Raw genomic sequence first — 16,590 nt, forward strand, 5'->3', positions numbered from 1 at the left:
TTGGGGGGGTTGTCTTCTTCGCGGTGGTTGGGGTGGGGGGGGGTGGCGGCTGGGGGAATAGACCTGTTGTTTGGTGGCCGGGTGGGGGGGCCCGGGTGCCGTGAAGGCACCCGGGCCCCGAGCTTTCAACACCATCTACCGGCACACTGCGCCGGCCTTCTTCGTCCGCAGGTTCCGCCTGGGAGGGCGGGGCTGCGGGGATCGCGGATGCGTGACCGGGGACCACCTTCCAATCCGGGGCCTGCGGTACCCGGGCGGACTTCCTTCCTGGCCCGGGCGATCCTGGATGGCGTTCGGCTCCTTACCTTCGGTTACTCGGTCGTACAGCTGGATACTGCGGGTACTGCTCGCGGCCCGTGTGGGGCCTCGTCCTGCTTGAGCTGCATGCGCGGCAGTTCGTGTCTGCCGTGCCCTCTTCGACTTCCTGGGTACGTCGGGAACAGTAACCCCGTGACGAGCCGATGTCTACTACCGCCATGACAGGTTTTCATCATTGCTGATGCGCGAACCCCTGCCGCGCATACACCCGGAAGAGTGTTGTCCCGGGTCGAATCCCGGCCCGGCGGACACATGCTGAGTCAGGAGGTACAACCGACTCGGGGCGGGTGGCAGCGCGTGAGTGACACGGAGACGACGCGCACGGAAGGGCGTCGTCAGGTTGTCTGGAGGATGGCCGGCTGATCTGACTGAACGTGGACAGGAACCGCTGGGCTGCCCGGGCGACCGGAAGCCCTTCATGGCGCGTTCACGCTGCCGCGTTGGCTGGTGGGAACTCTCCGCCCGGTTGGTCAGGCCCTTGTGGAAGCGGTGCTCGACCGAGGGCGTCAGTGTGCGGTGGGCGGTGCTCTTCAGCTTGTCGGTGACCATCACTCGCGGGAGCCAGGTACGACCGCCCCTGGCTCCGGGCGGACGCAGGCAGCAGCACTCGTCAGCACTCCGGCTGTGGGAGGGACTGACCTGCCTGCGGTGCCACCGCTGCCGTGGCGTTGTATGCGGCTCGGGCCTGGGCGATGGCACCGCGGTGCCGCTCCGCCCAAGGGCGTTCACGGACCAGGCCGCCGGACGCTGTTCATTCCTCGATAGGTCGCAGTGCCCCCAGGTCGCCGAAGACGATCAAGGTGTCTCCCGGGCGAAGGGCGCTCTCCGGGTCGGGGTGAGGAAGCAGCGTGCCGTCCGCGCGGCGCACCAGCAGCGGCAGCACCCCCTTGCATGCTTGCCGCAGGGGGCGGCCCAGCAGGTGGGAGTCGGCTGCGATGCGGATCTCTTCCAGCCGGCAGTCCGAGGTACCAGGTCGGCTGAACTCCAGGAAGTCAACGATGTGCGGCCGCACGGCGAGCAGTGCCATCCTCCTGCCGCTGGTGACGTACGGGGACACCACGCTACTGGCCCCGGCGCGGGCGAGTCGGTCGACGGAGGCGGGTTTGGATGCGCGCGACACGATGGCGATCGCCGGGTTGAGTGCGCGAGCGGTGAGGGTGATATAGACATTCTCGGCGTCCGAGTCGACCGCACACACCAGCCCGCGGGCCCGGTCGATCCCTGCCCGCCGCAGTACCTGCTCGGAGGAGGCGTTGTCGATCAGGTAGGAGACCTTGTCGCGCTGCATCACCTCCTCCAACTCCGCTTTGCTGTCGATCACCACGAAGGGGATCCCGTCGGCTTCGAACTCGCGCGCCACGGCCTGACCCACGCGTCCGTACGCACAGACGATGAAATGATCACGGAGTGTGTCGATCCGGTGCTGCATGCGTCGCATCCTTCCGCGCGGACCGAACCTGCCCTCCAGCAGTGCGGTACCCACCACTCCCAGAGCAGCCACGAACACCGCCACGCCGAGTACGGCCAGTGAGGCGGTGAACAGCTTGCCGCCTGTGGAGAGCCGATCAGCCGCCGACGACCCTTCGGTGGTCAGCGTCATTACCGTCAGGTAGACGGCAGAGGAGGGCGAGGACCCCAGCAGCATGTACCCACCGATGCCGTACCCGAGCAGCACCAAGATCGCGGACACCACCAGCAACGCCCGCCATCGAACACCGTGCGGCGACCACACACCCGCTCCCGTCATCGCCTTCACCCAGTGTCCTGCACAGCCAGTGGCCCGGTCATCCCGAATGGCAGCACGCCCTCTTCGAGAGGTGGCAGGGAACAGTGTCGAGACCGCGTACCGGACGGTGCTGCGCCACAACGCCGCCCGCTGTCCCTTCGCCCGCCTCAACCGTTCGGGCTGACCTCGGTGTGCCCGGCGAAGTCAGAGGACCAGGCCCGCCGGGTGTGGTGGTGTCGAGTGCCTCGTGGAGAGAGGTTGAATTCTGCGCCGCCGAGCGTGCGGGCCTCGCCGCGGTGCTTGCGTGCGGCGCGCGCCGAGGCCGGTCCACGCACCGGGACGGTCGTCTCTTCGTGCTTCCGGTGACGCCGGCCCCCATGCCGGTCTGGCCGGTATGCGCGCCGTCGGTAGCACGGCGAGGCGACGAAGAGCAGCCATTTCCGACACGACGATGCGCCCTTCCAGCGGATTGCGGCGCCACCGCCACACCTGATCGGAGTTGCCGTCGTCATCACGCCAGCCTCTCCAGTGTCCCTTCTCGGGCACTCCGCACCGGGCAGCTGAGCGTGCGCATGGCTCACCGCCACATCCGGTCGGGCGCTGACGATCAGCCTTGGGGCGGGGTTCGCGGCGCACGGACTGACCGAACTCGCCGACCCTGACCAACTCGCCGCCGGCGCCGGACATATCCACGACGACCGCCTCGGCGCCCACCGGCACCCCCGGAAACTGCCCCATGAAGGCCAACGGCTCGCGCGTGGCGTCATCACCGGACGACGTGCCGGTGCGATCGCCGGGACCAGCGCACGCCCAGCAGCACGAGGTCGGCCACGAAGACCACCACGCCGATGATGAGGAGGTAGAACAACCCCTTCAGCACCACGCCGAGGAGCCCCAGGACGATCGCGACGAGGATCAGGAACAGGAAGAACGCCAACATGGGTGACCACTTCCTCCGGCCGGGCCGTCAGCCACGCGCGAGACGGCGTCCGCGGTCGGCGCCGGGTTCGTAGGGCCTGTCGTAGTGTTTGAAGATCTCTTCTTCCCGCTGCATCGGCAGGACGTCGTCCGTGCCGATCGACGGTGCCTTCCTCACGATCCCCCTCGAGTGCGCCACCCGCACGTATCCGGGCCCCAGGGTCGCCTCGTCGAGGGGGACGAAGACGAGCCGGTGCCGGGTCGGCAGCCCGGTGCGGACGGTGGCCATGGACGGCGCGTCGGTGGTGGTGTCCAGGTAGACCGCTTCCAGGGCCCCGATCTTGCGGCCCTTGGGATCGATCACGTCGCGGTTGCGCCACTCGCGGATATCGGCTGAATGGATCATGCCTCGCTCCTTGCAGCCCGCAGAAAACTCCGCGTGTGCCACTGTACTCCGATGAGCTTGACCTGGTCTTTTGCCCGGCTACTACCCTCTCGGCCCATGTCGATCAGGGGGAAAGTACCCGGAGGGGAGGCCGCAGTCGTGCTCGCGAGAGGAGTCCGCGGCGCGAGAAGCCGGCGCCGGCGCGTCGGCCGCACCTGGACTCACTCTTCTGGGCGCCGTCGGCGCGGAGTCCGGATGCGAACGGCGACTGAGACGTCTTGGATGGCGTCAGGGCCTCTCACTATCGGGTGATCCGGCGGTCGGACCGTCAGACGACGGACGGAATAGAGGAGGGGGCTCTTTCGATGGACGACCCCTCTTACGGCATGGCTGACGTCGATGACGCGCCGCGGCGTCTGTCTCCGGCGCGTTCCGGCGGGCGGCTGTCGCCGAGCCGGCTGACGCGGGCCCGGGCCGTGCTGCGCAGGGCACTGCCCGGGCTGGCCGTCTTCGTCGGCATGCGGCTGGCAACGGTGGCGGCACTGTCCGTCTGGGCCCTGCACATCGGCCGTCATCCGCGCACGGTGCTGGGTATGGAATGGGACAGCCTGTGGTACGTCCGCATCGCTCGCCACGGCTACGGCACCGTGCTCCCCGGCCCCGAGGGATCCGGCATCGTGTACCACGACATGGCCTTCTTCCCCCTGTATCCGGCGCTGATCCGCGCGGTGAGCACGGTGGTGCCGGTGGGAGAGGTCAACGTCGCGCTGGCCCTGTCGTGGAGCGCCGCAGTGGTCGCGGCCGCGGGGATCTACGCGGTTGGCGAACTGCTGTACGGGCGACGGCTCGCCCTCACCCTTGTCGCCCTGTGGGCGGTGCTGCCGCAGGCTGTCGTCGCCACTATGGCGTACACCGAGTCCCTGATGACCGCCTTCGCGGCGTGGGCTCTGTATGCCGCGCTCACAGGCCGCTGGCTCACCGCCGCCCTGCTCGCCTCGCTGGCCGGCCTCACCCGCCCCAACGGGATCGCCGCAGCCGCCGCCGTCCTGACCGCGCTGGGCATGCACGTATGGAGCTGCCGTCGAGAAGGCAACGCCGTTGACCGGTACGCATGGCCGGCCGCTGTTCTCGCCCCGGCGGGGTGGGTCGGCTACGTCGTATGGGTGGGGGTGAAGACCGGCAGCCCGTGGGGCTACTTCACCGTCCAGCGACGGTTCGGCTCGACCTTCGACTTCGGTCATTACACCCTGTACATGTTCAAGCACCTGGTACTCGCGAAAGTCTCCCTGGGCCAGTACACGGCTGCGGCGGTCGCGATCGGCGCGGTCACCCTGCTCGTCCTGAGCGTGCTCGACCGGCAACCTTTCCCGCTTCTCGTGTACAGCGCGACGCTGATCGTGATGGCTCTGGGCGGCGCTCACTTCTTCACCAGCAGGCCACGTCTCCTCCTGCCCGCCTTCCCACTGCTGCTCCCCATGGCGCTCACCCTGTCCCGAGCTCGCCTGCGCACCGTGGCCGTCCTCGCGCCGACGCTCGCGGCGTACTCCCTCGTATTCGGGATCTACCTCACCGTCGTGGCGAAGAGCCCGCCCTGACGGACGAGGCCGGCCGATGCGTCGCCTAGAAGGGCTTATTCGCCCAGCTCAGAGCCTGCTGCGGGAGTTGGTGCGTCAGAAGGAGGGCTGGAGGGCGAGCCCGTCGGCCTGCGTGATCGACGCGCAGAGCGTGAAGACCTCCACCAGCGTCCCCGCTGCGAGTCAGGGGACGTACGCGGGCAAGAAGATCGTGGGCAGGGAACGCAGCATCGTCACCGACACGCTCGGCCTCCTGCCGGCGGTGCTGGTCACCGCGGCCAGTGTCCGGGACTCCGTGGCCGGCACCCGCCTGCTCGGGCAGGTGGCCGCCGTCCACCCCAGCATCCGTAAGGTGTGGGTCGACGGCGGCTACCGCAAGCACTTCATCGAGCCCGCCGCCGCCCTCGGCATCGACCTCGAAATAACCGCCCGCCCTTACGGGACCAGCGGGTTCACCCCGATCCAGGTCGTACGAGCGCCGACACACCCGCTGGTCGTCAAGCTGAGCGGACGGACCGGGCCGCGCCGCGTTTTTTGGGGCCTTGGTATCGGGCATGGCTGGTGTGCCAGATGAAGGAGCGGGCGATGTCCTCCAGAGCGCGGGCGTGGGTGGTGAGCGTGCTCGGGGGATCGCAGGCGAGGCTTGTGATCCATTGCCGGGCGACGGCTGCTTCGTTTTCGCACATACCCCTGGCGCGTGCAAACGCCTCCTCGATGTTTCCACCGTGCCGCGCCCGCAACAGCGTGGGCAGGCTCAACGGCTGCATCGGCCCTCGCGCAACCTCGCGCTCGTAGGAGGCCAAGTCGTTGATCCAGCCGGCGAGATTGGCCACAGCGGTCTCCAGATGCCGCACCGACGCCAGTGCCCGCTGCGCGTCCGTCAGTTCGTAGTCCAGGACAATCTCCGCCGCAGCAATGATCGTCCTGACGAACACGGTGTGCGGACGCATGTCCAGATAGGTCGCGAGCGCAACCCTCTCCGGCTCCGCCACATGGTGTGCCTCCCAGACCAGAGCCATGATGGTGTCGCGCAGGCTTGCGGCAAGTCGGAGGTACGCGGCCGGGCCGGTCCGGGCCCGGAAACGGGCAAGCAGGTCGTACAGGGCGGCGGGGAACGGGTTCATGAGGGGAGGCGGGCCGCCGCCGGCCAGGACAAGCATCAGCTCAGCGGTGCGGTCGACAAGAGCAACCGGGTCGCCGGCGGCGTTGGCCTCGCCGTGCACGTCGTCGAACGCGGTGAGCCACAACAGGAGTTCCGCGAACAGAACCAGGTCGTCCGCGTCGGCGGTCGGGAAGGTGCGCGATGCTCCGTGACTCGTGATGTTCACCAGAACGCTCCTCGCCTTGGCGGAGGGGAGCAGCGGGTACTCCTCCAGCCAGCCGAGGAGTTGGCGCTCCGCGTGATCCCCGTGCGGACTCGCGGGGAACGGACCGGGGAACGTGGCGGTGAAGTCTGGTCGAGGCAGAATCGTTGCCGCATCGCCGGTGCCGGTCATACGGCCTCCCGGTGGCGGCGCACGGGCTTCCGCGCCTCGGCGGTCATGCGCAACGTGGAAGGATGCAGGGTGATCGCTCCGACCGGCCGAACGGCAGGTCCTGGGACGGGCCGCAGCCGCCAGCGGGAAGCGATCAGGGCGGTGATCAGGGTCGCTTCGGCCAGGGCGAACTCGTTGCCCATGCATTGCCGCTTTCCGGCCCCGAACGGAATGAACGCCCCCTTCGGGGGCTGCGGACGCTCTGGCAGCCAACGGTCGGGATCAAAGCGGAGTGGGTCAGGATACAGGGCGGGATCACGATGGAGCGTGTAGGGGCTCCACAGGATCTCCTCCCCGGCCGGCAGATCCACGGCTCCTAGCCGTACGGGCTCGGTCGTCCGACGGGTCACCAGCCATGCCGGGCTGTACAGGCGCAGACTCTCATTGACCAGTCTGCGGGTGAACGTGAGCCGCGTCAGAGTCTTCGTGGTCATGGGCTCGTCCGTGAGGACCGTGTCGGCCTCGTCGTGCAACTGCCGCTCCAGATCCGGGTTGCGGCCCAGCTCGTGGAAGAGCCAGGTCAAGGTGACCGCAGTGGTTTCCGAACCCGCCGCGAGCAGGCCTGTGACCTCGGACAGGATGTCCTCGTCGGCCAGCGGCGTACCGTCCGGCTCCCGAGCGGACAGAAGGAGAGACACGATGTCGTCGTGGGCATCCGGCCGCGCCAGGTGGTCGGCGATGACCTCTCCCACAGCAGCACGCATCACATGGCCGGCACGCCGCGCCCGCCGGTTCCCCCGGGTCGGCAGCCGTTCGAGCAGGGGAAGGGGGAGCAGGGCACGGCGGAGCGCCGTGGCGAACAGGGTGTCGACGGCCTCGAGGATCGCGTGCCCGGTGTCGCGGTCGGGAATGGTGGAGAACAAGGCCCCCATGACGACGTTCTGCGTCATCAACTGCATCTCTGTCTTCAGATCCAGCGGCCCCATGCTCTGCCATGCCGCGATCATCGGATCGACTGTGGTGTGCATGGTCCGGACGTACTGGTCGACCTGTTGGCGGTGGAACGCGGGCTGCATCAGGCGGCGGCGCCTCAGGTGCCGGCTGCCCTCCGCGACCGGCAGGGCATCCTTGCCGAAGAGCTTCAGCTTCTCGAACAGGAGCCCTTTGCTGAAGTGCCCCGATTTGCTGGTGAGCATCTCCTGCAAGAGCTCGGGAGAGTTGATGACGGTCACGGTCTTCGGGCCGATCGAGATACGCACGATCGGCCCGCGCTCGCGCAGGCGCTGCAGAAAGGCCAGGCGGTCCCTTGCCAGAGGCACCGCGTGTCCGATGAGCGGCATACGCCCTGGAGCGTATGGCGGAACGTGCGGGTCGGCGTTCACGGTTGGTTCCTCCGTCTGTGATCCGGGCTGAAGGGGCGGCGGGACGGTTCAGGGCCGGCGTGTCTGCAGCAGTTCAAGCGCGGCGGTCACCTCGGCCTGGGCCATGGCCTGGGGGGCGTAGAGGGTCTTGTCGTGCCAGAGGGCAGGATGGTGGTGGCCGGAGGAGTGGACGGCTTCGCGCAGGATGTTCTCGGCGAGTTTCAGGGCCTGGGTGGCCTCTGGCCTGCCTGCGTGATCCGGGGAGTTGAGGAGGATGTTGACGGCATAGGCGGTCTCCTCGGCGGTGCCACCCCACACCCCCCAGGAGCCGTCGTCGCCTTGAGCGGCCAGCACCCAGTCGGCGGCCGAGCGGACGGCGTCGCGGGTGGTCGGGCCAGTGTGCCCGGAGAGAGCAGTGACGCACCGTTCGGTGGCGTAATAGGGCGACGCGTGCCACTTGTCCAACCAGGCGCCGTCGGGCTGTTGTTGGGCGAGGAGCCAGTCGCGGGTCAGGTCCATACGGGCCTGGAGAGCGTCACCTGCCGTGGGCCGGTGGCTCAGCCAGGCGGTGAGTGCCTGGAGGGCGTGGGCGTTGGCTGTGCTGGAGCCGGTGTCCTCGCCGACATAGCAGTCGTAGTGGTCGCCGGTCTCAAAGGCGGACAGCGGGGCGGGGTCGCGGGGCGAGCCGGCGAGGGCGGACACCAGCACCGCCATGGCGGTGTCGTCGGTGTCGGGCAGCAGGCCGGGGGCGCCGCGTACGCCGGCGGCGTCGTAGATCTCCGCAGCCCAGGCGCGGACGGGTGGCACACAGGTGGCGGGCAGGCCGGGACGGGCCAGGGCGGCGGCGACCCAGAGCCGCTCGAAGACGGAGATCGGCGTGGCCTCCGGGAAAAGACCGTCGTAACGCTCCGCCACGGCGGTCAGCGCAGTGATCGCCTGTTCCCGGTCTGCGCAGGGTCCGGTGGCCAGCCAGGCGGCGGTGGCGGCGGGGGAACTGCCCAGCAGCCCGCCCGGGACGCCAGGCACCATCTGCGTCAGTCGGCGCGCGACCCCTTCGAAGGTGTGGTGCAGCTTGAGTGGCACACCGCCGGCCACACGGCACCGCTCGGCCACTCGGTCGGGCAGCGCCGCCTGAAATCCGCGCGGCTGGGCCAGGCGCTGCCCGCGGGCCCACGGGCCGAGCCGGGGCAGGGCCGCGACCTCCGGTTGGTCCAGGTGGTCGTCGATCAGGATCACCAGGTCGGGGACGAGGATCTCGATGGCCGCCGTGTCCGGCCACCCACCGGTCCTGGACAGGTCCTGCAGCGCGGCAAGCCCGTTGTCCACGGCCGCGGCGAGCCGCTCGCGCGAGACGCCTGCGGCCGTGTCCCGGCACAGCGTGGACAGGAGCGCTTCCGTGACGCTGAGCGTCGGCAGCAGCCGGTACGGCGCGGGGCCCTCTCCCCAACTGCCCGCGGCGGACTGCTGCTCCAGCAGCCACGTCAGACGGCGTTCGTGTCCCTCCAGCCATGGCGCCCAGGAGGTCACCCGGGCCGTCTCGTACACGGAGGGACGCACGTTGCCCCAGGGATCGTTGTCGACCGACGCCACCAACTCCCAGGCCCGCTCCACGTAGCTGTTCATGTGCCGTGCCCGTATCGGGGTCGCCTGGCGGGATATGGACCTCATGACTGCCTTTCCGTGGCCATCCATACGAGCTGCCTCAGCGTCTCGGCGACGTCCCGGGGCAGGTCTGCTTCTTCCAGCGTGGCGAGAGCTGTGTCGCGCCTTGCGGTGATCATCTTTTCGACCCGCTGCCGGGCACCGGTGGTCTCCATGACGGTGCGGACCCGGTCGATGTCCTCGCTCCCCAGTTCCGGGCTGCCGACCAGTGTGCTGAGCAGCTTCAGGTCGGCCCCGGAGGCGTCCTGGACCGCGAAAGCCAGGAGCACGGTGGCTTTGCCCTCACGGATGTCGTCTCCGACAGGCTTGCCGGTCTGTACCGGATCACCGAAGACGTTGAGCAGGTCATCGCGCAGCTGAAACGCTTCTCCCAGCGGGATGGCGAAATCGGTGCAGGTCTGCAGCAGCCGCGGATTGCCGCCGGCCAGGGAAACGCCGAGGTGCAGGGGCCGTTCCACGGTGTATTTCCCCGTCTTGTACCGGGCGACCCGTAGCGCGGCCTCGACGTCCCCGGACATCCGGTCGGTCGACAGCAGATCCAGGTACTGCCCGTAGACCAGCTCGGCGCGCATGCTGTCCACCAGCGGCAGGACCCGGGCCCGCGCCCGGGCTCCGAGCCCTGCGCCCGCCAGCATTTCGTCCGACCACACGAGCAAGAGGTCACCGAGGAGGACGGCGGCACCCCTGCCGTGCGCCTCCGCCTTGCTGAGCCGCCCACCGCCGCTCATGTACTCGGCGGCCAGCGCGCGGTGGGCCGAGGGCCGTCCGCGGCGGGTATCGCTGTCGTCCATGACGTCGTCGTGGATCAGGGCGAACGTCTGGAACAGCTCCAGGGCGGCGGCGAGGCGAAGAACCGCGTGGGAGTCTCCCGGTGCGCCTGCGGCCTGCCATCCCGCCACGCACAGCAAGGGGCGCAGTCGCTTGCCGTTGGAGAAGAGAAGCCGGCGGACGGTGGTGAACAGCGGTGCCATCTCCGGGCCGAGCGCTGCTCGCTCCTGCACGTCGACGAAGTCCTCGAGTACCGCGTCTACATCGTCACGAACGGATATAAGGGTCGGGATATCGGTGTCCCATGCGGTTCCGGCCATCGACGCACGTACCTTTCTCGAAGCGAGAATCCCACGCAAAATCGCCCTTTTCCTGTGGACAGGCAGAACACGGCCCCCGGGTTTGCACCCGGGGGCGGTCGGTCAGCTGTCGGTGTTGGTGATGTGGATCAAGCGGTCATGGGGACGCTACCCCGCGTTGCTCTCCGGGAATCCGGTGTCTGCGGAGTGAAACGGCAGGGCAGTGAGGTGAGGACGCGATAGATGGGGCCTGGCTGGTATGTCAGAGTGGCAGCCGGGACGGTGAGTTCGATGTCCGGCAGCCTGCCCATCAGCCGCTCGATGGCCGCGACCGACACCACGAACACGATGTCCTCGGCGGGGCAGGCGTGCGGACCGGCCGCGAAGGCGAGGTGTGCCTTGTAGTCGGAACGCTGCTCGTCGCTCACCTGACCGGCGTGGGGGCAGGTGTTGACCGCCGCGTAGGAGACCATGACGGGCTCTCCGGCCTCGATGGCGCGCCCGTGGAACGTGACGGCGCGCCGCGCGCGGTGGAGGCTGTACATGGCCAGAGGCGGATCCGCCCAGAGCACCTCGTCGATGGCGTGCCTGATGGGCAGACTCCCGGTGGTGAGAGTGCCCCGGTACCGCTGGTCGGAGAGGATCTGCGCGAGGGTGTTGGCGATCAGGCCCGCCAGCGTGCCGTAGGCCGCGCCCTGAGTGATCAGTACCTGATTGATCACCTCCTCCGGGCTGAGCCCGTGCGGGTGGTCGATGAACCAGGAGGTGAGGTCGCGGCCGCGCCGCGCACTCTTCATGGCGTAGAGACCGCCCAGATAGGCGGTGAGGGCCTGCTCACCCGCCTCCTTGGCCTGCGGGACCGTACTCATCAGCGCCTCGATCGCCGACATGAGCTGGTCCGCACCCTCGTCCGGCATGCCGAACAAAGTGTTCAGGACCATGAGCGGCAGCCTACGGGCATACTGGGCGACCAGATCGGCCCGTCCCCTATGGGCGAACTCGTCCAACAGGGTGTCCGCATGGCGCCGCGTCACGTCCCGTAGGTACTGGGGGTCGAGGAGGGCGAAACTGTCGGTGATGACCCTCCGCAGATGCGCGTGCTCCTCGCCGTCGGCGAAGAACAGGCTGGGCCGCCACTGCAAGGGCTCCTTGACCGGACTGTCCGCCGGCACCGTCGTGTCCCAGCCCCGGGTGTCTTTGGTCCAGGTGCCGGGATCCTGCAACAGGTCCAGAGCGGCCCGGTAGTCGGTGACCACCCACACGTCGAGGCCGGGATCGATCTCGGCGCGGCCCACCGGGCCCTGCGCGCGCAGCAGTTGGTAGCTGCGCTGAGGGTCGGCGGCATGCTCCGGTCCGTACAGCGGAACAGCGTTGGGGGCGGTCGTCACAGATTGCCTCCGGCACGGGTTACGAGGTGGGCGGCCAGCGCTCGCAGAGCGTCGAGGCTGGAGTCCCAGTCGCGCGCGTCGCAGATGACCAAGGGGGTGTGATCCTCAACATCGAGCTTGACGCGGAGGGTTTCTTCGTCATACGTGGGGGACTCGGGGAATTGGTTCACGGCTACGGCGTAGTCCAGGCCGGTCTCCTCTATGAGGTCCATGACCTCGAAGGAGTCGGCCAGTCTCCGGGTGTCCACGATGACGAGTGCGCCCAGGGCACCACGGGCGTAGTCGCTCCACAGGGGCTTGAACCGCCGCTGCCCGGGCGTGCCGAACAGGTACAGGACGATTCGCCCCTGGGCGATGGTGAGACGGCCGAAGTCGATGGCCACCGTGGTGGTCTTCTTGTCCGGGACCGCAAGCTCGTCGACATGAGCCGCCGCGTCGGTCATGACCTCCTCGGTGTGGAGGCTCGGAATCTCCGACAGAGTGCGGATCATCGTGGTCTTACCGATACCGAACGGCCCCGCCACCAGGATCTTCACCCGTTCGTGGTTCGAGTCCGGCAGGTAGACCGGCGCACTAGAGGGCGAGGAGCCCATGCATAACCTCCTCCAGGAGGGCCCTGCTGGGCCGTCCGGCGTTAGCGGTGGGAGCAAGGGCGTCCGGAAGCGGCGCGGCGGCATGCAGGTGACCGTCGGACACCAACTGCGCGGCGAGCATCTTCACCACGCCGATCGGAAGACGCAGATAGCCCGCGATCTCCATCACGGTCAGCCCGCCGTCACTGACCAGGTCGAGAAGTCGCTGATGGGCGGGCGTGTGATGGGGCAGCGCGGGACGGCCGGTGGCGGTCAACGCCGTCAGGTCTTCAAGCGTGCTGTGCTCAGGAGCGCTGACGCCTCCCGTGGCCAGGTAACTGGGGACCAGTCGTCGCGCCGGGCCCGGGCTCATGACGACGGTCCATGGGAGCGCGTGGGTACGGACATCAGCGCCTCGCCGAGGTTCTTCGCCTGCCGCGCGAGGGTGTGCGCGACGATGTTCATCGGCACATCGGTGCCGAAGGAAGCGGCGATGAACGCGTTGGCTCCGCCGGCCGGCATGACCATAAGCGTTCCAGAGGCGTCGAGTTGGACCGTAATGGTGGAGATCGGAGTCTCCTCGGGTGCCTCGAGCGAGACGACGGCCGCCGCGCGCGCGGCGCCGTGCAGGGCGGACACCATGGCCGCCATGCCCTCGGAGTCATCGCGGCCGAGGCTGCCCGAGGCTCCGACGACGATGCCGTCGGCGGACAGGATCAGAGCATGCCGGACGCCGATCTCGATGATCGGGCCCAGGACCCAGGACGGGTCGGGAATCTGCTCGCTGAGAGTTGACTGCGTCAAGACTTGTCCTTGTCCTCGGAGTCGGATGCGTCACGTCCGGCGGCAACAGCCTGCTCGAAGTCACCCCATGCGGCGCCGGCCGCATCCGGGTCCACTGGTCGAGCCGTACGAGTCAGAGAGCGGCCACGGGAGGATCCGCTCCGGCGGCGGCGCTGGGGCAGCCCGCTGGCATCACGCAGAGACGGCGCGCTGACGTCACGCAACCCCTCCCCGCGCTCCGCGGCGGCAGGAGGTACAGGCGTGCGCGGCGCCGGGGCCGGCAGGGCCGCCATCGCCGACGGCGGCTCCGCCTCCTCATCGATGGTGGTCAGCAGATGCTTCGGAACCGCAAGCACGGCACGAACCCCCCCATAGGGGGAGACCTGATCGACGGACACGTGGAAGCCGTGGTCGGCGACCAACTGCCCGATAGCCGCGAACCCCAGAGCCGGCGGGTCGCCCAGCTCAGTGAGCAGCAGATGGCCGGCATTCTCGCCGCTCACCAGCCGGGTGCCGCGCGCGACCGACTCGCGGGTCATACCCTTGCCCGCGTCGTCGATCTGGATGCACACGTTGCCGTTGTCCGTCTGCAGAAGGGTGACCTCCACCGCCAAGTCGCCCCGTGAGGACTCCAGCGCGTTCGCCATCAGCTCGGCGCAGGCCACCGCCACCGGTTCCGCGGCCCGGCCGACAATGCCCACCCCGCCGACCAGCAGTTTGGTGTGGACCTGGATCCGCTCGAATCCGTTCAGACGCGACGTGGCTCCCGCGACGACGTCCGGGAGGTGGGTGTCCGGCCGGACCAGGCCGGGCCACGAGCCACTCACGATGGCCGCTTTCTGCACCAGCCGGAGGACCTGCTCGTTGAGCTGGTCGATGCGGAAATACTCCCTGACGACCTCCGGGTCGCGGCAGTCTCGCTGCAACTCGTCGATGAGCGTCTGCAGCCGGAAGCTCTGGGCCTGGATGGCCGTGCAGGCGCCGCGCAGTGCCGCCCGGGCAGCGGAGTCGATACGGTCGCGCTCACCGATCAGTGTCTCCACGAACAGGTCGTGCACCGCCTGGACCTGTGCCGCGAAGTCGCTGTTGTCGTTCAACAGGCCGTCGGGCACGGGATGGTGATCACTGATCAAGTGCAGAGCGGCGGCGGGCAACCGGCTGTTCACCAGGTGGCGCAGTTCTTCGAACTGCGCCTTCTCGCGGGCCCGGAGGGTTGCCAGCGCCTCATTTTGTTCCGCGATTTGCCGGGTCAGCGCCGTACAGCGACTCGACAGGACCGCGCGGGATCTGGCCAGAGCCGCTGCGGCGACGGCGCCTGCGACGGTTGTCGCACCCAGCACCGCAAGGGCAGCTTCGGGATTCGATGTCACGGATAGGGGGTCCTCGGAGGGTCAGAGCCAGGCCCCGGCCGGCATCGGGCGATTCAGCGGAAGCTCACGCCCGACAGGCAGACCTGGCGATGCGGGTAAGGGAGAGGCGCGCACGTCTGCAGGCCACCGCGTGGGACGGCCTGCTTCCCGGAACTCCGCGCTCCCAGGAGCCCGTCCCGCGGCAGGTTCGCGCCGAGAAACGGAGCACGGACAGGCCAGGCAGACTGGGAACCAAGGGAAGCAGGGCATTTCGCTCCGGTCGAAAACGAGCAGACGATCGGGCATGTTACTCATAAGATGATCAGCGTGTGGCATCTTCACGCCGCGTCCACAATGCAGACACCAAGGCCAACCTGGCCGTCGAGGGCGGATCGGTGCGGCCGTGCTCGGCCAGGAGGGACCGGGCTGGGTGAACGGCCCTGGCGAGAGTGCTGCCGTTGACTCCGAAGAGCCGGGCGAGCAGGTCCCGGGAGAGCACAGTGAGCCTTTCCTGAGAATGACCCTGTCTGACGACAGGCCCCGCAGGTCGTCACGGTGACGAGCGGTGAAACCGGGACGGCGGTGCACCGAAGGCGCGGGTGAAGGCGGCGGTGAACGCCGCAGGCGAGGCGTAGCAAAGGCGACCTGAGACTTCATGGCCGTCCGAGCGGCCCACGCGGCATGGGTGACGGTCACGTCCGGGGCCGCCAGGTAGGCGTGGCCACCTCGGCTGTGGTCATGGTGGTGAACGCCGGGTTCGCGACGGCCGTCACTCCACGGCAAACCCTCGACAGGCTGCGCGGAAGCAGCACGCTGGTCCTGTTGCTGGCTTGCGGGGCCTCGGTCGGCGCGCTCGCCGCGCTTCACGCGCCGTCCGGACCGGTTAGGTGGGCGTTCGTCGTGTACGGTGCGCTCACCCTCGCCGACCTGCTCCTGCGCCGAGGATCCTACGCGCTTGTGCTCAGGAGAGGACGACCGGCGGGCCAAGGCGGCTGCCGACCGGCTTCGGTGCGCCGATCGGTGCGGTGGCAGCCTTCCTCGGCGTGAGAGGCAGTGTCATGACGGGTCCGGCAATGAGACGGGCTGGGCAGACAATGCAGGTGGCGGTCGCCCTCGCCAACCCCCTCACTCTTGCCATCGCGCTCCCGGCCGCCGCTGTCTACCTGTGCACCTCCGCAACTCCCGTCATCGCGCACGTACAGGCGCACCTGGCCGGCACTGTCGACCTCCGTGCCGCCGCGGCCCTCCTGATCGGTGCGCTGCCCGTGATCGCTGTGCTGCGCCGCCGACCACCAAGGATCGCCGACCGAACCCACGCCCGGGCCTACGCAGCGCTCCTCGCCAGATCCCGCACAGCCCGCCCTTGCGCTCGCCGACCCCAACGGTCGGCGAGCGCAAGGCGTGTGCGGCTGAAAATCCCCCTGCCCGTGCCACAAGGGTGACGGCCGTGTTGCACCCCCAGGGGTGGGCAGGTGCCAGGAGGGTCGACAAGGCGAAGGCCACCCATGTACCGGGTGGTGAGGAACGGCTCATCCGCCGGGTGCACGCGGCGCCCGCCGCGCCAGGGCCCCCGACACGACTGGACCACGAACCCTCTGCGGCAAGGACACCTTCGCCATGGAGACGAGATGCTGGAAGCCCTCCGAGCACCCTGAGACACTGTGGTACGGCGTGCCGACTGCCCTGACGTTGCGCTTGCCGGATACCTCGTCCGTACAGGCCACGTGGCATGTTTGTACTCGTTGAGGATGCCGCCCAGGCGTTCGCGCCTGCGTATGCCGCCACCCTTGACGCTGCGAGGTGAACATGGGCCGGGCCCGCCACGGACAACGGCCCGCCCCTGTCTGGTGCCTCCCGCGTAATGCACTCGAACTGCAGGCGGCCTGACTCGCTCAGGGGGCACTGCGCGTCGTGCGATCAAGCCGAGGAGCAGTGACCATGTCAGTGTGTACACGCGACTTGACGAGCATTGACCGGAAGCGGATGACAGTTGCCCCCTCCAACCGACACGA

14 protein-coding genes and 3 pseudogenes are annotated in these 16,590 nt (G+C 68.7%); 3 read left to right on the plus strand and 14 right to left on the minus strand.

Annotation, left to right across the window (positions count from 1 at the left end; all coding sequences use genetic code 11):
• Positions 1-676 precede the first annotated feature (676 nt).
• The 4 genes and pseudogenes from ACF09J_RS34420 to ACF09J_RS34435 form a co-directional block, all read right to left on the minus strand.
• Positions 677-876, minus strand: a pseudogene (locus ACF09J_RS34420) (DDE-type integrase/transposase/recombinase); the annotation flags it as partial.
• A gap of 193 nt (positions 877-1,069) precedes the next feature.
• A complete protein-coding gene (locus ACF09J_RS34425) occupies positions 1,070-2,065 on the minus strand; it encodes a potassium channel family protein (RefSeq protein ID WP_392309451.1) in 996 nt (331 codons plus the stop codon).
• Positions 2,066-2,810: 745 nt separating this feature from the next.
• Positions 2,811-2,984, minus strand: coding sequence for a hypothetical protein (locus tag ACF09J_RS34430; protein ID WP_392309454.1), 174 nt, complete (start codon positions 2,982-2,984; stop codon positions 2,811-2,813).
• Between the two features lie 27 nt (positions 2,985-3,011).
• On the minus strand, positions 3,012-3,368 hold the full coding sequence (locus ACF09J_RS34435; RefSeq protein ID WP_392309400.1) for a PRC-barrel domain-containing protein: 357 nt from the start codon (positions 3,366-3,368) through the stop codon (positions 3,012-3,014).
• 344 nt (positions 3,369-3,712) lie between these two features.
• Between ACF09J_RS34435 and ACF09J_RS34440 the strand changes: the two genes are divergently transcribed.
• Complete coding sequence (locus tag ACF09J_RS34440) at positions 3,713-4,942, plus strand: mannosyltransferase family protein (RefSeq protein WP_392309401.1); 1,230 nt, start codon at positions 3,713-3,715, stop codon at positions 4,940-4,942.
• Between the two features lie 52 nt (positions 4,943-4,994).
• A pseudogene (locus tag ACF09J_RS34445) lies at positions 4,995-5,384 on the plus strand (transposase); the annotation flags it as partial.
• 34 nt (positions 5,385-5,418) lie between these two features.
• Here the strand turns inward: ACF09J_RS34445 and ACF09J_RS34450 are convergent.
• The 10 genes and pseudogenes from ACF09J_RS34450 to ACF09J_RS34495 all read right to left on the minus strand — a co-directional run.
• A complete protein-coding gene (locus ACF09J_RS34450) occupies positions 5,419-6,417 on the minus strand; it encodes a hypothetical protein (protein ID WP_392309402.1) in 999 nt (332 codons plus the stop codon).
• Positions 6,414-7,736: a cytochrome P450 gene (locus tag ACF09J_RS34455; protein WP_392309403.1), complete on the minus strand. Its 1,323-nt coding sequence runs from the start codon at positions 7,734-7,736 to the stop codon at positions 6,414-6,416. The genes ACF09J_RS34450 and ACF09J_RS34455 overlap by 4 nt, the downstream gene beginning before the upstream one ends.
• 90 nt (positions 7,737-7,826) lie before the next feature.
• Positions 7,827-9,425 (minus strand): prenyltransferase/squalene oxidase repeat-containing protein, encoded by a 1,599-nt coding sequence (locus ACF09J_RS34460; RefSeq protein WP_392309404.1) that lies wholly within the window; start codon positions 9,423-9,425, stop codon positions 7,827-7,829.
• Positions 9,422-10,546: a polyprenyl synthetase family protein gene (locus tag ACF09J_RS34465; RefSeq protein ID WP_392309405.1), complete on the minus strand. Its 1,125-nt coding sequence runs from the start codon at positions 10,544-10,546 to the stop codon at positions 9,422-9,424. The genes ACF09J_RS34460 and ACF09J_RS34465 overlap by 4 nt, the downstream gene beginning before the upstream one ends.
• 89 nt (positions 10,547-10,635) lie before the next feature.
• Positions 10,636-11,874 (minus strand): cytochrome P450, encoded by a 1,239-nt coding sequence (locus ACF09J_RS34470; RefSeq protein WP_392309406.1) that lies wholly within the window; start codon positions 11,872-11,874, stop codon positions 10,636-10,638.
• Entirely contained in the window at positions 11,871-12,467 is a 597-nt protein-coding gene (locus ACF09J_RS34475) for an ATP/GTP-binding protein (protein WP_392309407.1), read from the minus strand. Before ACF09J_RS34475 ends, ACF09J_RS34470 begins: the two co-directional genes overlap by 4 nt.
• Positions 12,448-12,819, minus strand: coding sequence for a DUF742 domain-containing protein (locus ACF09J_RS34480; RefSeq protein ID WP_392309408.1), 372 nt, complete (start codon positions 12,817-12,819; stop codon positions 12,448-12,450). The genes ACF09J_RS34475 and ACF09J_RS34480 overlap by 20 nt, the downstream gene beginning before the upstream one ends.
• Positions 12,816-13,250 carry a roadblock/LC7 domain-containing protein gene (locus ACF09J_RS34485; protein ID WP_109382247.1) on the minus strand — a complete coding sequence of 145 codons (435 nt, stop codon included), beginning with the start codon at positions 13,248-13,250 and terminating at the stop codon, positions 12,816-12,818. The genes ACF09J_RS34480 and ACF09J_RS34485 overlap by 4 nt, the downstream gene beginning before the upstream one ends.
• Positions 13,247-14,599 carry an ATP-binding protein gene (locus ACF09J_RS34490; protein WP_392309409.1) on the minus strand — a complete coding sequence of 451 codons (1,353 nt, stop codon included), beginning with the start codon at positions 14,597-14,599 and terminating at the stop codon, positions 13,247-13,249. The genes ACF09J_RS34485 and ACF09J_RS34490 overlap by 4 nt, the downstream gene beginning before the upstream one ends.
• A 529-nt stretch (positions 14,600-15,128) precedes the next feature.
• Positions 15,129-15,233, minus strand: a pseudogene (locus ACF09J_RS34495) (AraC family transcriptional regulator); the annotation flags it as partial.
• 370 nt (positions 15,234-15,603) lie between these two features.
• On the opposite strand from ACF09J_RS34495, the gene ACF09J_RS34500 reads away from it, so the two are divergent.
• Positions 15,604-16,020 carry a hypothetical protein gene (locus ACF09J_RS34500; protein ID WP_392309410.1) on the plus strand — a complete coding sequence of 139 codons (417 nt, stop codon included), beginning with the start codon at positions 15,604-15,606 and terminating at the stop codon, positions 16,018-16,020.
• Positions 16,021-16,590 lie beyond the last annotated feature (570 nt).

The organism is Streptomyces sp. NPDC014889 (genome assembly GCF_043081205.1).
Taxonomy (GTDB): domain Bacteria; phylum Actinomycetota; class Actinomycetes; order Streptomycetales; family Streptomycetaceae; genus Streptomyces.

Bases quoted from the DNA above. Each gene is read 5' to 3' on its own strand.
- ACF09J_RS34425 (WP_392309451.1), bottom strand. From the start codon at position 2,065: ATGACGGGAGCGGGTGTGTGGTCGCCGCACGGTGTTCGATGGCGGGCG.
- ACF09J_RS34430 (WP_392309454.1), bottom strand. From the start codon at position 2,984: ATGTTGGCGTTCTTCCTGTTCCTGATCCTCGTCGCGATCGTCCTGGGG.
- ACF09J_RS34435 (WP_392309400.1), bottom strand. From the start codon at position 3,368: ATGATCCATTCAGCCGATATCCGCGAGTGGCGCAACCGCGACGTGATC.
- ACF09J_RS34440 (WP_392309401.1), top strand. From the start codon at position 3,713: ATGGACGACCCCTCTTACGGCATGGCTGACGTCGATGACGCGCCGCGG.
- ACF09J_RS34450 (WP_392309402.1), bottom strand. From the start codon at position 6,417: ATGACCGGCACCGGCGATGCGGCAACGATTCTGCCTCGACCAGACTTC.
- ACF09J_RS34455 (WP_392309403.1), bottom strand. From the start codon at position 7,736: ATGCCGCTCATCGGACACGCGGTGCCTCTGGCAAGGGACCGCCTGGCC.
- ACF09J_RS34460 (WP_392309404.1), bottom strand. From the start codon at position 9,425: ATGAGGTCCATATCCCGCCAGGCGACCCCGATACGGGCACGGCACATG.
- ACF09J_RS34475 (WP_392309407.1), bottom strand. From the start codon at position 12,467: ATGGGCTCCTCGCCCTCTAGTGCGCCGGTCTACCTGCCGGACTCGAAC.
- ACF09J_RS34480 (WP_392309408.1), bottom strand. From the start codon at position 12,819: ATGAGCCCGGGCCCGGCGCGACGACTGGTCCCCAGTTACCTGGCCACG.